Below are 19,160 nucleotides of genomic sequence, written 5' to 3'. Positions count from 1 at the left end.
TCTCTTGAACCGCTGTTTTCCTTTTTCAGCGTCCATTCATTTCTTCTTTGCAAACGGAAAAATCCATGCTATAATGCACTTGTTTTATCCTCGAGATAAAGAGGTGTGAAAAACCATTGTCGCAACTCGAGACACCATTGTTTACCGGTTTGTTGGAGCATATGAAAAAAAATCCGGTTCAATTTCACATTCCCGGCCATAAAAAAGGGGCCGGCATGGATCCGGAGTTTCGCGCTTTCATCGGAGACAACGCCTTGGCGATTGATTTAATCAACATCAGCCCGCTCGATGACTTGCACCATCCAAAAGGGATGATCAAACGGGCGCAGGAGCTCGCTGCCGAAGCGTTCGGCGCCGATTATACGTTTTTTTCCGTGCAAGGAACGAGCGGCGCCATCATGACGATGGTCATGTCGGTCGCCGGGCCGGGCGATAAAATCATCGTGCCGCGCAACGTCCATAAATCGGTCATGTCGGCCATTGTCTTTTCTGGAGCGACGCCGATTTTCATTCATCCCGAAATCGACAAGGAGCTTGGCATTTCCCATGGCATTACGCCGCAAGCAGTGGAAAAAGCGCTCCGCCAGCACCCGGACGCCAAAGGGGTGCTCGTCATCAACCCGACGTACTTTGGCATTGCCGGCGATTTGAAAAAAATCGTCGATATCGCCCACTCGTACAACGTTCCGGTGCTTGTCGACGAAGCGCACGGCGTGCACATTCATTTTCATGAGGACTTGCCGCTCTCAGCGATGCAAGCGGGCGCCGATATGGCGGCGACAAGCGTCCATAAGCTCGGCGGATCGCTGACGCAAAGCTCGATTTTGAATGTGCGCGAAGGACTCGTCTCCGCGAAACACGTGCAGGCGATTTTAAGCATGCTGACGACGACTTCAACGTCGTACTTGTTGCTCGCTTCGCTTGATGTCGCCCGCAAACAGTTGGCGACGAAAGGGCGTGAACTCATCGACAAAGCCATTCGACTCGCCGACTGGACGCGCCGGCAAATCAACGAGATTCCATATTTGTACTGCGTCGGCGAAGAGATTTTAGGCACGGAAGCAACGTACGACTACGATCCGACAAAGCTCATCATTTCGGTTAAAGAGCTCGGGCTGACCGGCCATGACGTCGAACGGTGGCTGCGCGAAACGTACAACATTGAAGTCGAGCTTTCCGATTTATACAACATTTTGTGCATCATCACCCCGGGCGATACCGAACGGGAGGCGAGCCTGCTCGTTGAAGCGCTCCGCCGCTTGTCGAAGCAGTTCAGCCATCAGGCAGAGAAAGGGATCAAGCCGAAAGTGCTCCTTCCGGACATCCCGGCCTTAGCCTTGACGCCGCGCGATGCGTTTTACGCCGAAACGGAAGTCGTGCCGTTTCACGAATCGGCCGGCCGAATCATCGCCGAATTTGTGATGGTGTATCCGCCTGGCATTCCAATTTTTATTCCAGGCGAAATCATCACGGAAGAAAACTTGAAGTATATTGAGACGAACTTGGCTGCCGGCCTCCCTGTCCAAGGGCCGGAAGACGACACGCTGCAGACGTTGCGCGTCATTAAGGAATATAAACCGATCCGCTGATCGCACAAGCCGGTTTTGCCTGGCTTGTGCTTTTTTGCCAAAATAAACGGCGCGCATGTGACTTGTCGACATGCGCGCCTCTATCCGTTCCTTTCCCCCATCGGTTTGACCGTTTTATTCTTTTTCTCCGCCCTCATGGTCATGCTCGCAGCCATCACATTTCCCATAAAGCGTTGTCACTTTTTCATCTTCGAAATACGCAATCGTCGCATCACACGTTTGACATACGATCGTGCCCATCCCCAAAACCCCTTTGTGATGATAAATTCGCTTGTTGATTTCATAATAATATATCACATTTCAATTGTCAATCCTAATTTGTATATCACATTTAATAAAAAAGAACTTTTTTGAAACCGCTCTTTTTCCATTTATTGTCCGCCAACATATGGTACAATAAGGATAAAGACGCAATGGAAATGGTGGGAGGGGAAGGAATGATGAACACCGATCTAAAGCTGCCTGCGGGGAAAACGATGACCATCGAGGACGTCAAACAGCTGCTCGAGCGCTACCAGATGGCGCTCAAAAAGACAGGGGAACAGCTTGGTTGGGCGTATGAACAGGCCGCTTTCCCGTATACGGTCCGCATACACGAATCCGTTCTCTACTTGCAAGGCGACGGCCGTTTGTACAAAGGGATGGCGATTTCCGTGCGAACAGCTGGAGAAGAGACATTCATTGACATCGCACTGCCGCCGGGGGCGACGCATGGGGATAAAGGGAAGGCCAATGAATTCAGCAAATGGCTGGCGAAAACGCTCGGCGGTGAACTGCACTTGTTCAGCGGCCGGACGATGGTGTTTGGCAGCGCGTAAACAGCGGGCATTCGACCGCTGTTTTTTATTGAACGGCCTGCCAAATGACATGCTGACCGGCAAAGTACACCGCCGCCGTCCCAATCGTCGTCAGCGCCGCCTTGCGCGTCGCCAAGCCGAGCTGGCGGGCCAGCAAAAACGCGATGTACATAAAGATGCACAGCATCAGCCCGCGGAAAAACAGGCGGTCTCTTCCTGACAGCCACTCGATCAATGAGAAACTGCTCCAAATCATCATCTGCATCAAAAATGCAACGTAAGCTTTCATTTCAACTCCATCTCCCGCTTGTTCTTTACCATAACGATATGAAGCGAGAGCGGAAAATAGTATGGGAAATTGGACAAGAAATGGACCAGGCCGCTCCTTTGGACAAAAGACTGTCGACCGGGCGCAGCAACAGGCGAACATACAGCTGCCGCCGCAGATTCATTTCTTTTCTGCCAATCATCTTGCTTCTGGATGATGTTTCCTGCTTATTGCACCGCAGGAAAAAGGTGCCCCGCTGTGTTTGGGGCACCTTCGTTTTCCGTTACTTCGCAATGATATGAATCGGCGTGCCAAGCGCCACTTCCGCCGCTTCCATGGCGATTTCGCCAAGCGTCGGATGGGCATGAATCGTCAAGGCGATATCTTCCGCCGTCATGCCGGCTTCAATGGCCAGCCCAAGCTCGGCGATCATATCCGAGGCGTTCGGGCCGATGATTTGCGCTCCAATCACAACGCCGTCTTCTTTGCGGACGACAAGCTTCAAGAAGCCGTCCGTATCGTTGAGTGACAGAGCGCGGCCGTTGGCGGCAAACGGGAATTTCGCCGTAATGACGTCGATGCCTTCCTCTTTCGCCTGTTGTTCAAAGTAGCCGACCGAGGCGCATTCTGGATCGGAGAAGACTACAGCCGGAATGGCGATGTAATCCACTACCGACGGATGGCCGGCGATGGCTTCCGCCGCCACTTTCCCTTCATACGACGCTTTATGGGCGAGCGCCGGGCCTGGAACGATGTCGCCGATGGCGAAAATGTTCGGCACGCTTGTCCGGCATTGTTGGTCCACTTCAATCAAGCCGCGGTTCGTCATTTTGATGCCGATTTGTTCAAGACCAAGTTCATCTGTATTCGGTCGGCGGCCGACCGTCACCAACACATAGTCGGCGTCGATCGTTTTCGTTTCGCCGTTCGCCTCATACGTGACCGTCACGCCGTCTGCACGCTCTTCGGCTCCTTTTGCGAGCGCATTCGTCACAACTTCGACCCCTTTGTTCTTCAGACGGCGCTTAATGATGGACACCATTTGCTTTTCAAAGCCGGATAAAATCTCACCGGCCCCTTCCAGAATCGTCACTTTCGCACCAAAATTGGCGTAAGCCGTACCGAGTTCGATGCCGATGTAGCCGCCGCCGATGACAACGAGCGATTTCGGGATTTCCCCGAGGTTGAGCGCACCGGTCGAGTCGAGAATGCGGCCGGAAAACTTGAAGTTCGGCAGCTCGATCGGACGCGAACCGGTGGCCAGAATCGCGTTTTTAAACGTATACGTCTGCGCGCTGTCGCCGTTGACCACGCGCACCGTATTGGCGTCGACGAAGTACGCTTCCCCTTTGACAATGTCGACTTTGTTGCCTTTGAGAAGTCCTTCGACGCCGCCCGTCAATTTTTTGACGATGCTCGCTTTCCATTCTTGCACTTTCGAGAAATCAACCGTGACGTTTTCCGCCTTGATGCCCATCTCGTCGGAATGTTTCGCCTGCTCGTAGCGATGGCTTGCCGAGATGAGCGCCTTGGACGGGATGCAGCCGACGTTTAAGCAGACGCCGCCCAAATTTCCTTTTTCCACAATCGTCACTTTTTGGCCGAGCTGTGCGGCGCGGATGGCGGCGACATAGCCGCCAGGGCCGGCGCCAACGACGAGCGTTTCTGTTTCAATTGCAAAATCGCCAACTACCATCGTTTTACGCCTCCATTAATAATAATTCTGGATCGCTTAACAGCTGCTTGATATGGTTGAGCGCTTTTTGCGCTGTCGCTCCGTCGATCATCCGATGGTCAAAGCTGAGCGAGAGCGCCAAGACCGGAGCAGCGACAATTTCACCGTCGCGGACGATCGGTTTTTCGGCAATGCGGCCGATGCCAAGAATCGCCACTTCCGGATGGTTGATGACCGGCGTAAACCATTGCCCGCCGGCTGAGCCGATGTTCGTGATCGTGCACGATGCGCCTTTCATTTCGTTTGGCATCAGTTTGCCTTCGCGCGCTTTTTCAGCGAGTTCGTTGATTTCCTTCGCCAGCGCGAAAATCGGCTTCCGGTCGGCATGTTTAATGACCGGCACGAGCAACCCTCGATCCGTATCAGCGGCGATGCCGATGTTGTAGTAATGCTTATGAATAATTTCCTCCGTCGCATCGTCGATCGACGTATTCAGCACCGGATATTCACGCAGCGCAGAAACAAGCGCTTTGACGACATACGGCAAGAACGTCAGCTTGATGCCTTTTTCCGCGGCAATGGCCTTGAATTTTTTTCGGTGAGCAACAAGCTTCGTCACATCGGCTTCGTCCATCAGCGTCACGTGCGGGGCCGTATGTTTCGAATGCACCATGGCCTTGGCGATCGCCCGACGGATGCCGCTCATTTTCTCGCGCGTTTCCGGGAATTCGCCTTCCGGCATAACCGGTTTCGCCGCTGGCGCTTGCGGCGCTGCCTTCTCTTCCGCCGCTTGCGGCGTCGGCTCAGCCGCGGCTTTCGCGCCGCCGGCGAGGAAGGCATCAATATCTTCTTTCAAAATGCGGCCGTTTTTCCCCGTGCCTTGGACGAGGCGGATATCGACGCCTTTTTCACGCGCATATTTGCGCACAGACGGCATCGCGATGACGCGGCGGTTCGGGTCGACTTCCGCTTCGGCCGCCGGTGCGCTCGGAGCAGCGGTCTCAACCATTTCCTTTTTCGACACCGTTTCCGCTTTTTCCTCTTTTTTCACTTCTTCGTGTTCTTGTCCTTTAAACGTCATGTTTTCATAGCCCGGCGCATCGAGCGTAATGAGCGTTTGCCCAACCGTCGCCACCGTTCCTTCCGGGACGAGAATCTCAAGCACTTTCCCCTTGACAGGAGATGGGATCTCGACGACCGCTTTGTCGTTTTGCACTTCGCACAACACGTCGTCTTCGTTCACTTCATCGCCCGGCTTGACGAACCATTTGACGATCTCGCCTTCGTGAATGCCTTCGCCAATGTCCGGCAGCTTAAATTCAAATGCCACTGTAGGTCGACCTCCTATCGTTTGCCGAAAATGAGCGGGGGAAGGCGCTTCGCTCCCCCGGACTTGTCCAAATTAGAAGTTGATCACTTTTTTCGCCGTCTCGATCACGTCTTTAAAGTTCGGCAGCCACACCGATTCTGCTTGAGCGAACGGATAGACGGTATCCGGCGCGGCGACGCGCAATACAGGCGCCTCAAGGCTTAAAATCGCGCGCTCGTTAATTTCAGCAACGACGTTGGCGGCGATGCCGGCTTGCCGTTGCGCTTCTTGAACGACGATGGCGCGGCCCGTTTTTTCGACCGAACCAATGATCGTCTCAATATCGAGCGGCTGCACGGTGCGCAAGTCGACGACTTCGGCAGAAATGCCTTCTTTCTCTAATTCTGCCGCCGCCTTTAACGATTCATGCACCATGGCCCCGTACGCGATAATCGTAATGTCTTTCCCTTCACGCTTAATGTCTGCTTTGCCGATCGGAATTGTGTACTCTCCTTCCGGCACCTCTTGTCGGAACGAACGGTACAGTTTCAAATGCTCAAGGAAAATAACCGGGTCGTTGTCGCGGATCGCCGAGATGAGCAATCCTTTCGCATCATACGGCGTCGACGGGATGACGACTTTCAAGCCCGGCTGTTGGGCGACGAGTCCTTCTAAGCTGTCTGAGTGCAATTCTGGCGTATGGACGCCGCCCCCAAACGGCGAACGAATCGTAATCGGAACATGGTAGCGGCCGCCAGTGCGGTAGCGGATGCGCGCCATTTGTCCGCAAATCGCATCCATCGCCTCATAGACGAACCCGAAAAACTGAATTTCCGGCACCGGGCGAAACCCTTGCAAAGCCAAGCCGATCGCCAAACCGCCAATTCCCGATTCGGCCAGCGGCGTATCAAACACACGTTCTTCGCCAAACTCAGCTTGCAGCCCTTCGGTCACCCGGAATACGCCGCCGTTGACCCCAACGTCTTCGCCAAACACCAGCACGTTCGGATCGTTTCTCATCTCGATGCGCAGCGCATCGGTGATCGCTTGAACCATTGTCATTTGCGCCATGGCTTACTTCGACTCCTTCTCTTTATAAATTTCATACTGCTCTTTTAAGTTCGCCGGCAGCTCTTCGAACATGATGCTGATTAAGTCGGTCACTTTTTGTTTCGGCGTTTCGTCCGCTTTTTTGATCGCTTCCTTGATGTCCTCTTTCGCCTGCTCGATGACGCGGTTTTCTTCCTCTTCGCTCCATAAACCTTTCGCTTCTAAAAACTTGCGGAAGCGGACAAGCGGGTCTTTTTTCGCCCATTCGTTTTCGAGTTCTTTCGAACGATAGCGCGTCGGATCGTCGCCGGACATCGTGTGCGGACCGTAGCGGAAGCAAAGCGTTTCGATGAGCGTCGGCCCTTCGCCGTTAATGGCGCGTTCGCGGGCTGCTTTCACCGCGGCGTAGACCGCAAGCGGATCCATGCCGTCGACTTGAATGCCCGGAATGCCGGCAGCGACCGCTTTTTGCGCCAATGTTTTGGCGACCGTTTGCTTCTCCACTGGCGTCGAGATGGCAAAGCGGTTGTTTTGCACAACAAAGATGGCCGGTGCCTTAAACGCCCCCGCGAAGTTGATCCCTTCATAAAAGTCGCCTTGCGATGTGCCCCCATCGCCGGTATATGTAATGGCCACCGCCTTTTTGCCCCGCATTTTCAAACCGAGCGCCACGCCGGCCGCTTGAATGTATTGAGCCCCGATAATAATTTGCGGCGGCAAGACGTTGACGCCTTCAGGAATTTGATTGCCATGAAAGTGGCCGCGCGAGAACAAAAACGCTTGATAAAGCGGAAGCCCGTGCCAAATGATTTGCGGAACGTCGCGATATCCCGGCAAAATGAAATCTTCTTTCTCAAGCGCAAAATGGCTGGCGATTTGGCTCGCTTCTTGCCCGGCGGTCGGCGCGTAAAACCCGAGTCGGCCTTGGCGGTTCAACGAAATGGAGCGCTGGTCGAGGATGCGCGTATACACCATGCGGCGCATCAGCTCTTTCAGCTGCTCATCGCTTAACTCCGGCATCGCCTCTTCGTTGACGATTTCGCCTTCTTCATTCAAAATTTGAAACGTCGGAAACTGCTCGGCTACTTTCTCGAGCTGCTCCGCAAATCGAAACTGGGAGGTTTTCACACCCATGTCATCCACCTCTGCCTTTCATGAGAAATTTTAGAAATGAGAATACATTCACCCATATACTATTAATGTACCCAAAATGAAAGAGAAATAAAAAACGGCCGCCATCCGGCGCCAACGCAAGCAACAAAGGCGCCGAAATCTGTTTCACTATTTTTCAAGATTGAATTAGTACAATACGCATTTGCAAGTTTTAGTTTACACGTTCTTGGATCAACCGTCAACGACTTTGATTTCTCATGTTTTTTCGCTTTATCTTTTGGGTGAAATTGGAATTGGTAATATTCCGCCCACAAACTGTTATATTACATCCCTCACCATCTGTATGAGTCCTGTATTATATTTTCACAAAATACAAAACACACAGTGGCTTGACAAGATAATGAAAACGTTTTCTCGAATTTGTCTTATTGTTTTCCTTATACTCGAATAATATATTCGTGCGGTTGCGTTTTTATTTACGATCGATGCTCATTTTGTTAGACTAAACGATAGACAGCGATGCCAAACGTAGGGAGTGAACGAAGCGAATGATCACGATGAAGGACATCATCAAAGAGGGGCATCCGACATTGCGGAAAATCGCCGAACCCGTTCCGTTGCCGCCTTCAGAGGAAGATAAGCGCATTTTGCAAAGCTTGCTTGACTACGTGAAAATGAGCCAAGACCCGGAGCTGGCAGCGAAATACGGCCTGCGGCCCGGCATTGGCCTTGCCGCCCCGCAAATCAACGTCTCAAAGCGGATGATCGCCGTCCATGTCACCGATGAAAACGGGACGCTGTACAGCTACGCCTTGTTCAATCCGAAAATCGTCAGCCATTCCGTCCAGCAATGTTACTTGACGACCGGGGAAGGCTGCCTGTCGGTCGACCGCGACGTGCCGGGGTATGTGCCGCGCTATGCCCGCATCACGGTCACTGGGACGACGATCGACGGCGAAGAAGTCACACTGCGCTTAAAAGGGTTGCCGGCCATCGTCTTCCAACATGAAATCGATCATTTAAACGGCATTATGTTCTATGACCGCATCAACCCCGATGACCCGTTTCAAGTGCCGGACGGAGCGATTCCAATCGGGCGCTAAAAAGCCCGCTGTCAATGGCGAGCGGCCTCGCCGAAAAGGCCAAGGCCGCTTTTTATCGGATGAGCTGCAGCTGTTTCAATCCGTACCAAATGCCTTCCTTATCGACCGGCTTCGTAACGAAGTCGGCGACCCTTTTCACTTCCTCATGGGCGTTGCCCATCGCCACCCCGGTTCCGACAAACGACAGCATTTCAATATCATTCAATCCATCGCCGAACGCGTACACATCCTTCTTATCGATCCCGAGCTTTTCGATCATCATGCGGATGCCTTCCGCCTTCGAGCCCCCTGCCGGCAGCACATCCGTCGAGACGTCGTGCCAACGGACGAAGCGAAATTCGGGATAGTTGCGCACATACGGTTCTTCTTCCTCGGCGCGGCAAAACAGAAGCGCTTGGTAAATGTCTTTGTTCTCATAATAAAGAGGGTCGACAGGCGGGTGGGCGAATTTTAGGCTCGCCATGCTGACGTGGATGTGCGGATGGTCGCTGATGCTCGCTCTCATTTTCTCCGCATCCATAAAGACGAGCGGATGGCCGTTTTTGTGGGCTTCCTCCGTCAGCGCCCTGATTTTCTCGCGCCGGAGCGGCTGCTTGTATAGCACATTCCCTTCAAAAACGACGTATTGGCCGTTGAAACTGACGAACGAATCGATGCCAAGCTGTTTGCGCACATGCTCAAACATAAACGGAGCGCGTCCGGTGGCGATGGCGACATAAACGCCCGACTGCTTCAGGCGGCGAACCGCTTCGATCGTTGACAACGGCAGCTGCTTTTGCTCATCAAGAAGCGTGCCGTCGATGTCGAAAAAGACGATTTTTCTGCCCACGTTCACTTCCCCTTGTAAAAAAATTGTTCATTGTTTACCGTACTGAAAAACGCCCGGAATGTCAACCAAGAGGCACGATCTGTCCCATTTTTACCCATGAAAAACAAACCTCCGCCTACATATCATATAGAATAGAACATTTACTTTCACCGCAAAATGAGTACAATAAAAGGTAAGGAGTGATGAAACATGTTGAAAAAGCTGAAAAAAAAGCTGCTTCAACAGTGGAAAGACCTGCTCCGGAAAAAATTGATCGCCTGACCGTTACAACAACAGCCCTTCCATTCGAAGGGCTTCTTTCCCACTTTGGCGAATAAAGCGGGCAACATTCATCAAAGATGATGCATATCGTCGGCACATCTCACGCCTGTTTTTTGCTTTTGGCAACAAAATACATGAAAAGAACGTTACATTCTTATATAATAGATAGAGCAACCATTGTACGATAAGGAGAGATTTCACGATGATTTTCAAAGTGTTTTACCAAGAAAACGCAGACGAGGTGCCCGTGAGAGAAAAAACGAAAACACTCTACATCGAAGCAGAATCAGAGCGGGATGTACGCCGAAAACTCGAAGGCCGTCCGATCAATATTGAGTATATTCAGCCGTTAGAGGGAGCGCATCTAGAATACGAAAAGAAAAGCCCGAACTTTCAAGTATTGGAGATTTCATCATGAAGCTGTTGACAGACCAGCAAGTTGGCGTTTTTGCCCTCGGCGGACTGGGTGAAATCGGAAAAAATACATACGGCGTACAATTCCAAGACGAAATCATTGTCATTGACGCAGGCATTAAGTTTCCGGAAGATGAGCTGCTTGGGATCGACTATGTCATTCCAGACTACTCCTATTTAGTGAAGCACGCGGACAAAGTGAAAGGACTGTTCATCACCCACGGGCACGAAGACCATATCGGCGGCATTCCGTATTTGCTCCGGCAGGTGAACATCCCGATTTACGGCGGCAAATTAGCGCTTGGGCTGATTCGCAATAAGCTTGAGGAACATGGATTGTTGCGCCAAGCGAAACTCATTGAGATTCGCGAAGACGATGTCATCCGCTTCCAAAAAACGGCCGTCACCTTTTTCCGGACGACACACAGCATTCCGGACAGCTACGGTATTGTTGTGAAAACGCCAGTCGGGCAAATCGTTCACACTGGGGATTTTAAATTCGACTTTACGCCGGTCGGCGAGCCGGCCAATTTGACAAAAATGGCCGAAATTGGGAAAGAGGGAGTTCTTTGCCTGCTGTCGGACAGCACGAACAGCGAGATCCCGCATTTTACGATGTCGGAGCGGCGCGTCGGTGAAAGCATTCACGACATTTTCCGCAAGGTGGAAGGACGCATCATTTTCGCCACATTTGCATCCAACATCCACCGTCTCCAACAGGTGACGGAAGCAGCCGTCGCCAACAACCGAAAAATCGCTGTCTTCGGTCGAAGCATGGAAGCGGCGATTGAGATCGGACAAGACCTCGGCTATATCAAATGTCCGAAAGGCACGTTCGTCGACGCGAACGAAATCAACCGCCTGCCGGCCAACCGGGTGACGATTTTATGCACCGGCAGCCAAGGGGAGCCGATGGCCGCCTTGTCGCGCATCGCCAACGGCACGCACCGGCAAATTCAAATCATCCCGGGCGACACGGTCGTCTTTTCCTCATCGCCGATTCCGGGCAACACGGTGAGCGTCAACCGGACAATCAACATGCTGTACCGCGCCGGTGCAGAAGTCATCCATGGCCCGCTCAACGACATCCATACGTCCGGCCACGGTGGGCAGGAAGAACAAAAATTGATGATCCGGCTGATGAAGCCGAAATATTTCATGCCGATCCACGGCGAATACCGCATGCAAAAAATGCACGCCAAGCTCGCCATCGACTGCGGCGTGCCGGAGGAAAACTGCTTTATTATGGACAACGGCGAAGTGCTTGGCATCAGCGACAAAGAAGCGCGCATCGTCGGCAAGATCCCGTCCGGCTCCGTCTACATCGACGGCAGCGGTGTCGGCGACATCGGCAACATCGTCTTGCGCGACCGCCGCATTTTGTCTGAGGAAGGGCTCGTGATTGTCGTCGTCAGCATCAACATGAAAGAGTTCAAAATCGCCGCCGGCCCGGACATTATTTCTCGCGGCTTCGTCTATATGCGTGAGTCAGGTGACTTAATCAGCGAAGCGCAAGTGTTGATCTCCAAGCATCTCGAAAAAGTGCTGGAACGGAAAACGAACCAATGGTCGGAGATCAAAAACGAAATTACGGAAACGCTCGCTCCGTTCTTGTACGAGCGGACGAAACGGCGGCCAATGATTTTGCCGATCATCATGGAAATCTAAAGAAAAAAGGGCGTCCTTGCAAAAGGATGCCCTTTTTCCGTCATCATCATGCACAGGCCGCCTGCCAGCCGTCAACCGACCACTTTTTCCTCAAACCGGTCAATGTCGCTGTCAGCGCCGATGACGACCAACACGTCGCCTTTGCGGATGATTTCCGAAGCGAGCGGGGAGACGATGACGCTTGCTCCACGCTTGATGGCGACGATGTTGATGCCATAGCGGGCGCGGATGTCAAGCTCCAAAAGCGAATGGCCGTCAAGCCGCTCGCTTGCCACGATTTCGACAATGCTGTATTTGTCCGACAGCTCCAGATAATCTAGGACGTTGTTGGAAATCAAATTGTGAGCGATCCGCTCGCCCATGTCGCGCTCTGGATGCACGATTTGATCAGCGCCGATTTTTTTCAGCACTTTCTCATGGTAATCGTTCGTTGCCTTGACCGTAATATGGTTGACGCCGAGCTCTTTTAAAATCAGGGTCGTCAAAATGCTCGCCTGGATGTTGTCGCCGATCGCGACAATGACATGGTCGAAGTTGCGGATGCCTAAACTTTTCAGCACGTTTTCATCGGTCGTGTCGCCGACGACGGCGTGCGAAGCGATCGACGCAAATTCGTTTACCCGGTCTTCATCAATATCAATGGCCAATACTTCCATCCCTTGTTCGCTCAGCGTCCGGCAGATGCTGCCGCCAAAGCGCCCGAGGCCGATGACGGCAAACTGTTTCTTTTTCATTGACACTCCTCCATCGTTGATCAAGCATTGTTTCTTCCCCTTATTTTAGCAAAAAAGAAAAAGGAACGAAAACGTTCTTCGTTCCTTTTCCACCATTCCTTTACGCTATGCGATTTCGCCATTTCGCCAAAAACGGGCTGCCAGCGCACACAGTCCGAACGTTCGTCATCAGCGAAGTTTTTCTTCGACTTTTTGGCAAATCTCTTCTGCGGTGAGCCCGCTCGCTTCAATGACCGGACCGGACGTCACGATGTTGTGAATGCCGGCGATATTGGCGTCCAGGCCGGTAATGACGCAGCAGTCGCAGCCTCTTGCGTCTTGCTCCCCTCGGAGCGGCACAACGTCATATCCTCGCTCTTTCAACGCTTCCTGTACATCCGTCAACGATGGCTCAACACCAATTTTCGCCATCACAATCCACCTCCTCACACTCATTAATGTGTGTTGCTAGAGGCGGAACTATACTTCATTCTGCGTTTCCTTTCCATGAAAAATAGTCGATTAAAAACGCGATGGCGCGGTCGATCGCTTCCTCGTTCGGAACCAGTTTTGCATGGTGCAGCCCATATGGCGAATCAACACCGAGCCAAAACATAAATCCAGGAATTTCCGCCAACATATAGCCGAAATCTTCGCCAGTCATCGCTTCTTTGCAACGGATCACATTCACGCCGCCGTGCGCCTTGGCAAACTTCATAAATTCCGCTGTCAGATCCGGATCATTGTACACTTCATGGTACATGGCACCGTAATCGATGGATGTTTCACATTCGTACGCGACTTCAATGCCATGCACGATCGCTTCAATCCGCCGCTTCACCTTCTGCATCGCTGCAGTCGACAGCGTCCGAATCGTTCCTTCGAGCCGGGCGTGCTCCGCAATGACGTTTTGCACCGTCCCGCCGGCAATTTTCCCGATCGTAATGACCGCGCTGTCAAGCGGATCGACGTTGCGGGCGACGATCGACTGCAGCTGCGTCACCAATGCGCAGGCGGCGACGACCATGTCATTCGCTAAATGCGGAAACGCCGCGTGGCCACCTCTTCCCTTCAAATCAATAAACAGCTCCGACGTATTGGCAAACAGCAACCCTTCTTTCGTTGCAATCGTACCGACTGGATATTCCGGCGCAATATGCAAGGCGACGATCATATCCGGCTTCCATTCCCGCATGATGTCGCTTTCTAACATTGGCTTTGCTCCGCCCGGTCCTTCCTCGGCCGGCTGGAACACAAACAGCAAATCATCTTCCAATGGATGATGAGCAAAATGGGTGAGCACGCCAAGAGCGATGCTCATATGCACATCGTGGCCGCACGCGTGCATGTGCCCTTCATGTTTCGACCGATACGGCAAGCCGGTCTCCTCGCGAATCGGCAGCCCGTCCATATCGGCGCGGTAGCCGATCGTTTTGCGCGGCGATGTTCCGTTGACTTTGACGAAAATCCCGGTTTTCCACGTCCGGACTTGAAGCCGCTCTTGCGGCAGGGACTGGATATAGCGAAGCAAATATTGCTGCGTCTTAAACTCCTGAAACCCAAGCTCCGGAATTTGATGCAAGTCGCGGCGAATGGCGACAAATGGGCTGATCGCAGACATCGTCTCTCCTCCATGGGTAAAAAAGCTGTCCTCGTGTGAAGGGACAGCTTTTATGATGATTATAATTGGCGAAGCTCCTGCTTAATCTCCGTTTTCGCCCGCGTTTGCTCGTCGATCTGCTTAATGACGCGCGCCGGCACGCCGGCCACGACCGTATACGGCGGCACGTCTTCGACAACAACGGCGCCGGCAGCCACAACCGCTCCTTTGCCGACCGTGACGCCTTCCAAAATAACGGCATTCGCCCCGACGAGCACATCGTCTTCAATGACGACCGGCTTGGCTGATGGCGGCTCGATCACGCCTGCCAACACCGCGCCGGCGCCGATATGGCAGTTTTTCCCGACCGTCGCCCGGCCGCCGAGCACCGCGTTCATGTCGATCATCGTTCCTTCGCCGACGACGGCGCCGATATTGATGACCGCTCCCATCATAATGACGGCGTTGTCGCCGATTTCGACATGGTCGCGGATGATAGCGCCCGGCTCAATGCGCGCCTTGATGCCTTTCAAATCCAAAAGCGGAATGGCCGAGTTGCGGCGGTCGTTCTCGACGACATAGTCCTCGATTTTGTCTTGATTCGCTTCGATTGCCGCTTGAATGTCTTGCCATTCGCCAAACACGACGCCGACGTTGCCGGTAATAAACGTTTTCGCGCTTGAGCCGAAATCGATGCCTTCGAGATCCCCTTTTATGTATACTTTGACTGGTGTCGATTTTTTGCTGTTTTGAATAAAGGAAATGATTTCATTGGCGTCCATCATCTTCATGGGCGATATCCTCCTTTACACCTGTATTCTTTTTTACTTTAGCAAAACAGAGATCATTGTGACAAGCACAAATTCATCGAGCAAAATGCTGTAAATATCTTCTCGAAGGCTTGTACTTGCGGAAGTTGCCACGCAGCTTCCGAACTGATCAGCCAAAGCCAGCTGCTCTTGTTATTGCACACGATTACCTTTCTGCTCATTGTTCAGCCTCTTTTCGGCCTAGCTTCCGGCCGCCATTAGGCCTGTGCAGCTGTTTATTCAGTTGCTTCAGTACTTCCCGTCGAGTGAAAATGCCTGCAAAATAGCCGTCGTCATTTTCCACACACACGAACGGATGGTTGACAATAAGCCCCACTGCCTTCATCAGGCTGTCGTCAAGCCGCAGGCGCGGAATGTTTCGGTTCATCACTTCTTCGACCTTCATCGTCTCGAGACGTTCAAATTCGATGCGCTCCAATCCTAAAATTGCATCCATCATCATCGTCATGCTGATGAGCCCGTGAAGCTTATAAGATGTGTCCAATACCGGAATCGCCGAATAGCCGGTTTTCGTCAGGACGAGCAGCGCATGATCCAAATAATTTCCCGGCTGCACATGCGCCACTTTATCCGCCGGAATCAGAAATGGCTTGACAGTCATTTGTATGAATTCATTGTGTTCCCATGTCATGCCGATGTTCCGCCTTTCTTCTGCATCTTCTCCTCTCCACACTGTTATCATACCATAAAAAAGACTATCGCTTCCTGCGATAGCGATAGTGCACAACAATTTTTATCCTTCCTCTTCCTCTGTCAACAGGCGGTCGTATAAACGCAACAGCTGCCGGTACCGGTGTTCATCGACCTCCTTGTCTCCGTTTTCGATATCCGCCAGCTCGGAGCGGATGAGCTCGAGTGCATATTGCTGGCTGAACAAAACGTCAAGCAATAACGCCGCTTCCTCGCCCGACAGCCTTGTCGGCAGCCGCTTCGTCATCTCCATTCCCCCTTTGCCTCTTCCGCTTCCATATATATTCGCCGGCAAAGGAAAAAAGTCATGGAAAAAACCGTCATTTCCAAGCGACCAAAAAACGGTTTTCTCTCCTTAAAGCAGACAGATGCGTGATATTTTGTGCATGGCGGCCATCAAAAAAGGTGTCCCGCCTTGTTGGGACACCTTCCGTTCAATAATATCGAAGCGCCAAATAACCGATGGCAAACACAGCAAGCAAGACGGCGAGCACATACGCAAGCAATATCGGGTTGCGCAAATAGGCATGCTCCTCGACCGTTTTCGGGATCGGCCCGTCAAGCTCTCCTTGCCAGCGCTGCTGGCGGCCGAGACGGACCGTATAGATAAATCCAATCACCGCAATCAATACAGAAAGGACAGATAATACGAAAGTCAGCTGTGCCATACGTTTCACCTCATGCTTACTTTGCCGCAATGAGGCGATTTTATGCAGTCAATAATGGGCGTCATGCTCAAACAAATAGCTGTACGACAAGTCAATAAACAAGTAATGGCGCTCATCGATCGGATACGAATACGTCCGGATCGTTTCCCCTGTTTCAATATCCGTGTATAAATCGGACAAAATCCCTCTTCGGCGCGAGCGCATGCGAATAATGTTTTCCAAAAAATATGGGCGCCAGCTCCAGTTTTTCATATAATATTGCGGCTGAAGCTCCCACCGGCCGCCGCGCTTGAACATATTGCCCGACTGCTGGAAGCCGTCCTCATCACAAACATAAATGCGGAAGCAAACATCGTCGAGCTCGCCGGCCAACAGGGAAATGAGCTCGTTAAAATCGGCGGCTTTTTTGTATTTGCCAAGCAGCGCGCTGATCCGCTGCTGAAACTGCTCAGCAATTTGATACAGCGTTTCAAGCTTTTTCTTTTCCTGCTGGATGAAGCGATGGCACTCTTGGCGGAGCAAGTCTTTCAACAAATCGCGCGGCACAACCTCAGGCGCCGGCTTGGCCAAATAATACCCTTGATAATAGCGGCCGCCATGCCGCCAAGCATACTGAAGCTGAAATGACGTTTCGATGTCCTCATACAGGAGCGTCGCTCCGATTTTGCGCGCCAACAGCGAAATCGAGTGAACGATTTCCTGGTATGCTTGATGAACGGACGTTTTCCGCAATTCACGCAAATCGATTTTTAAAATGTCAGGCGACAAGACGCCGATTCGCTCAAGATGAATGCTATGTTCGGCGATGTTGTCGACCGCCACTTTAACGCCGTATGTACGAAGATACGTCAATAAATGGCTGAGCTGATCGACGTCTCCCTTGAAATGCTGCTCGTTGATTTCCAAAACGATGCGGCTTAGCGCCAACCCTTTCGCTTCGTAGGTGAGAAGCAGCTGCAAAAACGACTCGCCGCGGTCAAGCATCAGCAAGTTGGCATCACGGTTTAAAAAAATGAGCAACGTTTGATCATCAAGCGACAGAAAATAGTCGAGCGCCTTTTTCGTAACCACATCATCCACTTCGATGCGAAATTCTTCTGGAATGGTTTCATCGTGAAAAAACGGCCCAAGGCTGACCGGCCCTGTTTCCGTTTGAAACCGACCGAGCACTTCATAGCCGACGACCCCATGCTCATCGGCGCTGAAAATCGGTTGATAGTGCGGAATCACTTGCGGCAAGTTGGCCATCACGTCTAATGCATCCATCGTGCCCACCTCATTCCCATCGACCATCTTTGCCTTTATTATAGCATAATTGCCCAATCGTTCCTGACGTAAAAAAAGCGGCTCCCCTGACAGCAGGGAATCCGCTTGTGACAAAAGCCGTTACGTGCAATGAGCCGGTTGCCCGCGATAAATGAAGAAATACCGCCTGCAATCCCTTTTGGGTGAGGACCATCTTTCTTTACGGCAAATTTGAGTGAACTACCCACCACCTACGCTTCGCTTAGAGATGGGGGCTTCAAGCGACTTGTGTGTGTTCGCCGAACGGTAAGCCACACACAAGAACCCTTTACGCTTCCCTTCGTTCCGAAGGTGTCCGTTCTAGCCATATTCTATCCTATTCGTTGGCTAACGCCAACCGAATTCATCTCCCACTTTCACTTCGTTTCAAAGTGGGAGACTTCTTTCGGAAAGATGTTAAAACGGCCGCCGGTTCAGCCATTGGCCGCCGTCGACTGTGATGCAAGCGCCGTTAATGTAAGCGGCTTCATCCGAAAGCAAAAACGAGGCGACCGCCGCGATTTCTTCCGGCGTCCCGAGCCGCCCGAGCGGCACGCTTTCCAACGTCATCCGCTCCGCTTCCTCTGATTCCCAAAGCCGCTCCGCCCCGCCGGTCCGTTCGATCGGTCCGGGAGCGATCGCATTGACGCGGAAGCCGTACTTTTTCCCCCATTCCACAGCAAGCGTGCGCGTCATTGCCAGCACTCCAGCCTTGGCGCTCGCTGAATGAATGACCCCGGCGCCGGCATGCCAGGCATATGTCGCAACGATGTTGATAATGTTCCCTTTCAAGCCGCGCTGAATCCAGTAGTTGCCGACTTCCCGGCTGCAGTAAAACGTGCCGTTTAACACAATGTTAATGACGCTGTTCCAGCCGTTGATCGACAACTTTTCCGCCGGGCAAATGAAATTGCCCGCCGCATTGTTGATGAGGGCATCGATGCGGCCGAATTCCGCATCAGTCCGCTCCACCATGTGCGCCACTTGTTCCGGGTTGCGCACATCCATCGGGATCGTAAGCACTTTCCCTCCATCCGGCGCGGCGATTTCCCGCTTGGCCTCTTCGAGCGCCTCGGCCCGCCTTCCCGTAATGACGACGTTGGCCCCCTCAGAAACAAACCGCTTCGCCATATATTTCCCCATTCCGCTCGACCCGCCGGTCACAATGATCACTTTTCCGTTCATCCATTTCTCCTCCTATGACTGATTACTCATTCATTTCTATCATATCATAAAATAGCGGAATATTCGAACATTATTGTTCCCCTATTGTCCTTCTCTCCCCCTTTTCGTTATAAT

At 52.2% G+C, this 19,160-nt stretch carries 22 protein-coding genes; 6 read left to right on the top strand and 16 right to left on the bottom strand.

Going from position 1 to position 19,160, the window contains the following annotated elements; all coding sequences use genetic code 11:
* The first annotated feature begins 116 nt into the window (after positions 1-116).
* Positions 117-1,589: an aminotransferase class I/II-fold pyridoxal phosphate-dependent enzyme gene (locus GHH_RS04960; protein ID WP_011230565.1), complete on the top strand. Its 1,473-nt coding sequence runs from the start codon at positions 117-119 to the stop codon at positions 1,587-1,589.
* Positions 1,590-1,703: 114 nt separating this feature from the next.
* On the opposite strand, the gene GHH_RS04955 is transcribed toward GHH_RS04960, so the two are convergent.
* Positions 1,704-1,829: a GapA-binding peptide SR1P gene (locus GHH_RS04955; RefSeq protein WP_041470435.1), complete on the bottom strand. Its 126-nt coding sequence runs from the start codon at positions 1,827-1,829 to the stop codon at positions 1,704-1,706.
* Between the two features lie 197 nt (positions 1,830-2,026).
* Between GHH_RS04955 and GHH_RS04950 the strand changes: the two genes are divergently transcribed.
* On the top strand, positions 2,027-2,407 hold the full coding sequence (locus tag GHH_RS04950) for a DUF1885 family protein (protein WP_013145895.1): 381 nt from the start codon (positions 2,027-2,029) through the stop codon (positions 2,405-2,407).
* Positions 2,408-2,432: 25 nt separating this feature from the next.
* Here the strand turns inward: GHH_RS04950 and GHH_RS04945 are convergent, their stop codons facing one another.
* The 5 genes from GHH_RS04945 to pdhA form a co-directional block, all read right to left on the bottom strand.
* Positions 2,433-2,675, bottom strand: coding sequence for a hypothetical protein (locus tag GHH_RS04945; RefSeq protein ID WP_011230562.1), 243 nt, complete (start codon positions 2,673-2,675; stop codon positions 2,433-2,435).
* Positions 2,676-2,937: 262 nt separating this feature from the next.
* Positions 2,938-4,350, bottom strand: coding sequence for a dihydrolipoyl dehydrogenase (lpdA, locus tag GHH_RS04940; protein WP_013145896.1), 1,413 nt, complete (start codon positions 4,348-4,350; stop codon positions 2,938-2,940).
* A 4-nt stretch (positions 4,351-4,354) separates the two neighbouring features.
* Complete coding sequence (locus GHH_RS04935; protein ID WP_015374336.1) at positions 4,355-5,659, bottom strand: dihydrolipoamide acetyltransferase family protein; 1,305 nt, start codon at positions 5,657-5,659, stop codon at positions 4,355-4,357.
* Positions 5,660-5,731: 72 nt separating this feature from the next.
* A complete protein-coding gene (gene pdhB, locus GHH_RS04930; RefSeq protein ID WP_011230559.1) occupies positions 5,732-6,709 on the bottom strand; it encodes a pyruvate dehydrogenase complex E1 component subunit beta in 978 nt (325 codons plus the stop codon).
* A gap of 3 nt (positions 6,710-6,712) precedes the next feature.
* On the bottom strand, positions 6,713-7,822 hold the full coding sequence (pdhA, locus tag GHH_RS04925; RefSeq protein ID WP_013523311.1) for a pyruvate dehydrogenase (acetyl-transferring) E1 component subunit alpha: 1,110 nt from the start codon (positions 7,820-7,822) through the stop codon (positions 6,713-6,715).
* Between the two features lie 527 nt (positions 7,823-8,349).
* Between pdhA and def the strand changes: the two genes are divergently transcribed.
* Positions 8,350-8,904, top strand: a complete 555-nt coding sequence (gene def, locus GHH_RS04920; RefSeq protein WP_011230557.1) for a peptide deformylase — start codon at positions 8,350-8,352, stop codon at positions 8,902-8,904.
* Positions 8,905-8,956: 52 nt separating this feature from the next.
* Here the strand turns inward: def and GHH_RS04915 are convergent, their stop codons facing one another.
* Complete coding sequence (locus tag GHH_RS04915; protein ID WP_015374335.1) at positions 8,957-9,739, bottom strand: Cof-type HAD-IIB family hydrolase; 783 nt, start codon at positions 9,737-9,739, stop codon at positions 8,957-8,959.
* Positions 9,740-9,915: 176 nt separating this feature from the next.
* Here GHH_RS04915 and GHH_RS19625 point away from each other — a divergent pair, with 176 nt between their 5' ends.
* The 3 genes from GHH_RS19625 to rnjA all read left to right on the top strand — a co-directional run bounded on the left by GHH_RS19625 (position 9,916) and on the right by rnjA (position 12,076).
* On the top strand, positions 9,916-10,050 hold the full coding sequence (locus tag GHH_RS19625) for a hypothetical protein (RefSeq protein ID WP_014195339.1): 135 nt from the start codon (positions 9,916-9,918) through the stop codon (positions 10,048-10,050).
* Positions 10,051-10,196: 146 nt separating this feature from the next.
* Positions 10,197-10,412 (top strand): DNA-dependent RNA polymerase subunit epsilon, encoded by a 216-nt coding sequence (locus GHH_RS04910; RefSeq protein ID WP_013145900.1) that lies wholly within the window; start codon positions 10,197-10,199, stop codon positions 10,410-10,412.
* A complete protein-coding gene (gene rnjA / locus GHH_RS04905; protein ID WP_011230553.1) occupies positions 10,409-12,076 on the top strand; it encodes a ribonuclease J1 in 1,668 nt (555 codons plus the stop codon). The genes GHH_RS04910 and rnjA overlap by 4 nt, the downstream gene beginning before the upstream one ends.
* Positions 12,077-12,147: 71 nt before the next feature.
* On the opposite strand, the gene GHH_RS04900 is transcribed toward rnjA, so the two are convergent.
* The 9 genes from GHH_RS04900 to fadH form a co-directional block, all read right to left on the bottom strand.
* On the bottom strand, positions 12,148-12,810 hold the full coding sequence (locus GHH_RS04900) for a TrkA family potassium uptake protein (protein WP_013145901.1): 663 nt from the start codon (positions 12,808-12,810) through the stop codon (positions 12,148-12,150).
* A gap of 168 nt (positions 12,811-12,978) precedes the next feature.
* Positions 12,979-13,221 carry a YkuS family protein gene (locus tag GHH_RS04895; RefSeq protein ID WP_011230551.1) on the bottom strand — a complete coding sequence of 81 codons (243 nt, stop codon included), beginning with the start codon at positions 13,219-13,221 and terminating at the stop codon, positions 12,979-12,981.
* A gap of 55 nt (positions 13,222-13,276) precedes the next feature.
* Complete coding sequence (locus tag GHH_RS04890; RefSeq protein WP_015374334.1) at positions 13,277-14,410, bottom strand: N-acetyldiaminopimelate deacetylase; 1,134 nt, start codon at positions 14,408-14,410, stop codon at positions 13,277-13,279.
* Between the two features lie 59 nt (positions 14,411-14,469).
* Entirely contained in the window at positions 14,470-15,180 is a 711-nt protein-coding gene (gene dapD, locus GHH_RS04885) for a 2,3,4,5-tetrahydropyridine-2,6-dicarboxylate N-acetyltransferase (protein ID WP_011230549.1), read from the bottom strand.
* Positions 15,181-15,376: 196 nt separating this feature from the next.
* Positions 15,377-15,850, bottom strand: coding sequence for a cyclic-di-AMP-binding protein CbpB (gene cbpB, locus GHH_RS04880; RefSeq protein WP_015374333.1), 474 nt, complete (start codon positions 15,848-15,850; stop codon positions 15,377-15,379).
* A gap of 102 nt (positions 15,851-15,952) precedes the next feature.
* The gene (gene abbA, locus GHH_RS04875; protein WP_013145903.1) at positions 15,953-16,156 is read right to left on the bottom strand and encodes an antirepressor AbbA; all 204 of its coding nucleotides are present in this window, start codon (positions 16,154-16,156) and stop codon (positions 15,953-15,955) included.
* 187 nt (positions 16,157-16,343) lie between these two features.
* Positions 16,344-16,577: a hypothetical protein gene (locus tag GHH_RS04870; protein WP_013145904.1), complete on the bottom strand. Its 234-nt coding sequence runs from the start codon at positions 16,575-16,577 to the stop codon at positions 16,344-16,346.
* Between the two features lie 48 nt (positions 16,578-16,625).
* Positions 16,626-17,843: an EAL-associated domain-containing protein gene (locus tag GHH_RS04865; protein WP_015374332.1), complete on the bottom strand. Its 1,218-nt coding sequence runs from the start codon at positions 17,841-17,843 to the stop codon at positions 16,626-16,628.
* A gap of 435 nt (positions 17,844-18,278) precedes the next feature.
* The gene (fadH, locus tag GHH_RS04860; RefSeq protein ID WP_013523307.1) at positions 18,279-19,046 is read right to left on the bottom strand and encodes a 2,4-dienoyl-CoA reductase; all 768 of its coding nucleotides are present in this window, start codon (positions 19,044-19,046) and stop codon (positions 18,279-18,281) included.
* Between the last annotated feature and the right edge of the window lie 114 nt (positions 19,047-19,160).

The sequence above is a fragment of the Geobacillus sp. GHH01 genome (assembly GCF_000336445.1).
Taxonomy (GTDB): domain Bacteria; phylum Bacillota; class Bacilli; order Bacillales; family Anoxybacillaceae; genus Geobacillus; species Geobacillus zalihae.
The sequence above is the reverse complement of the archived record's forward strand: the minus strand, read 5'-3'. Positions and strand labels throughout refer to the sequence as shown.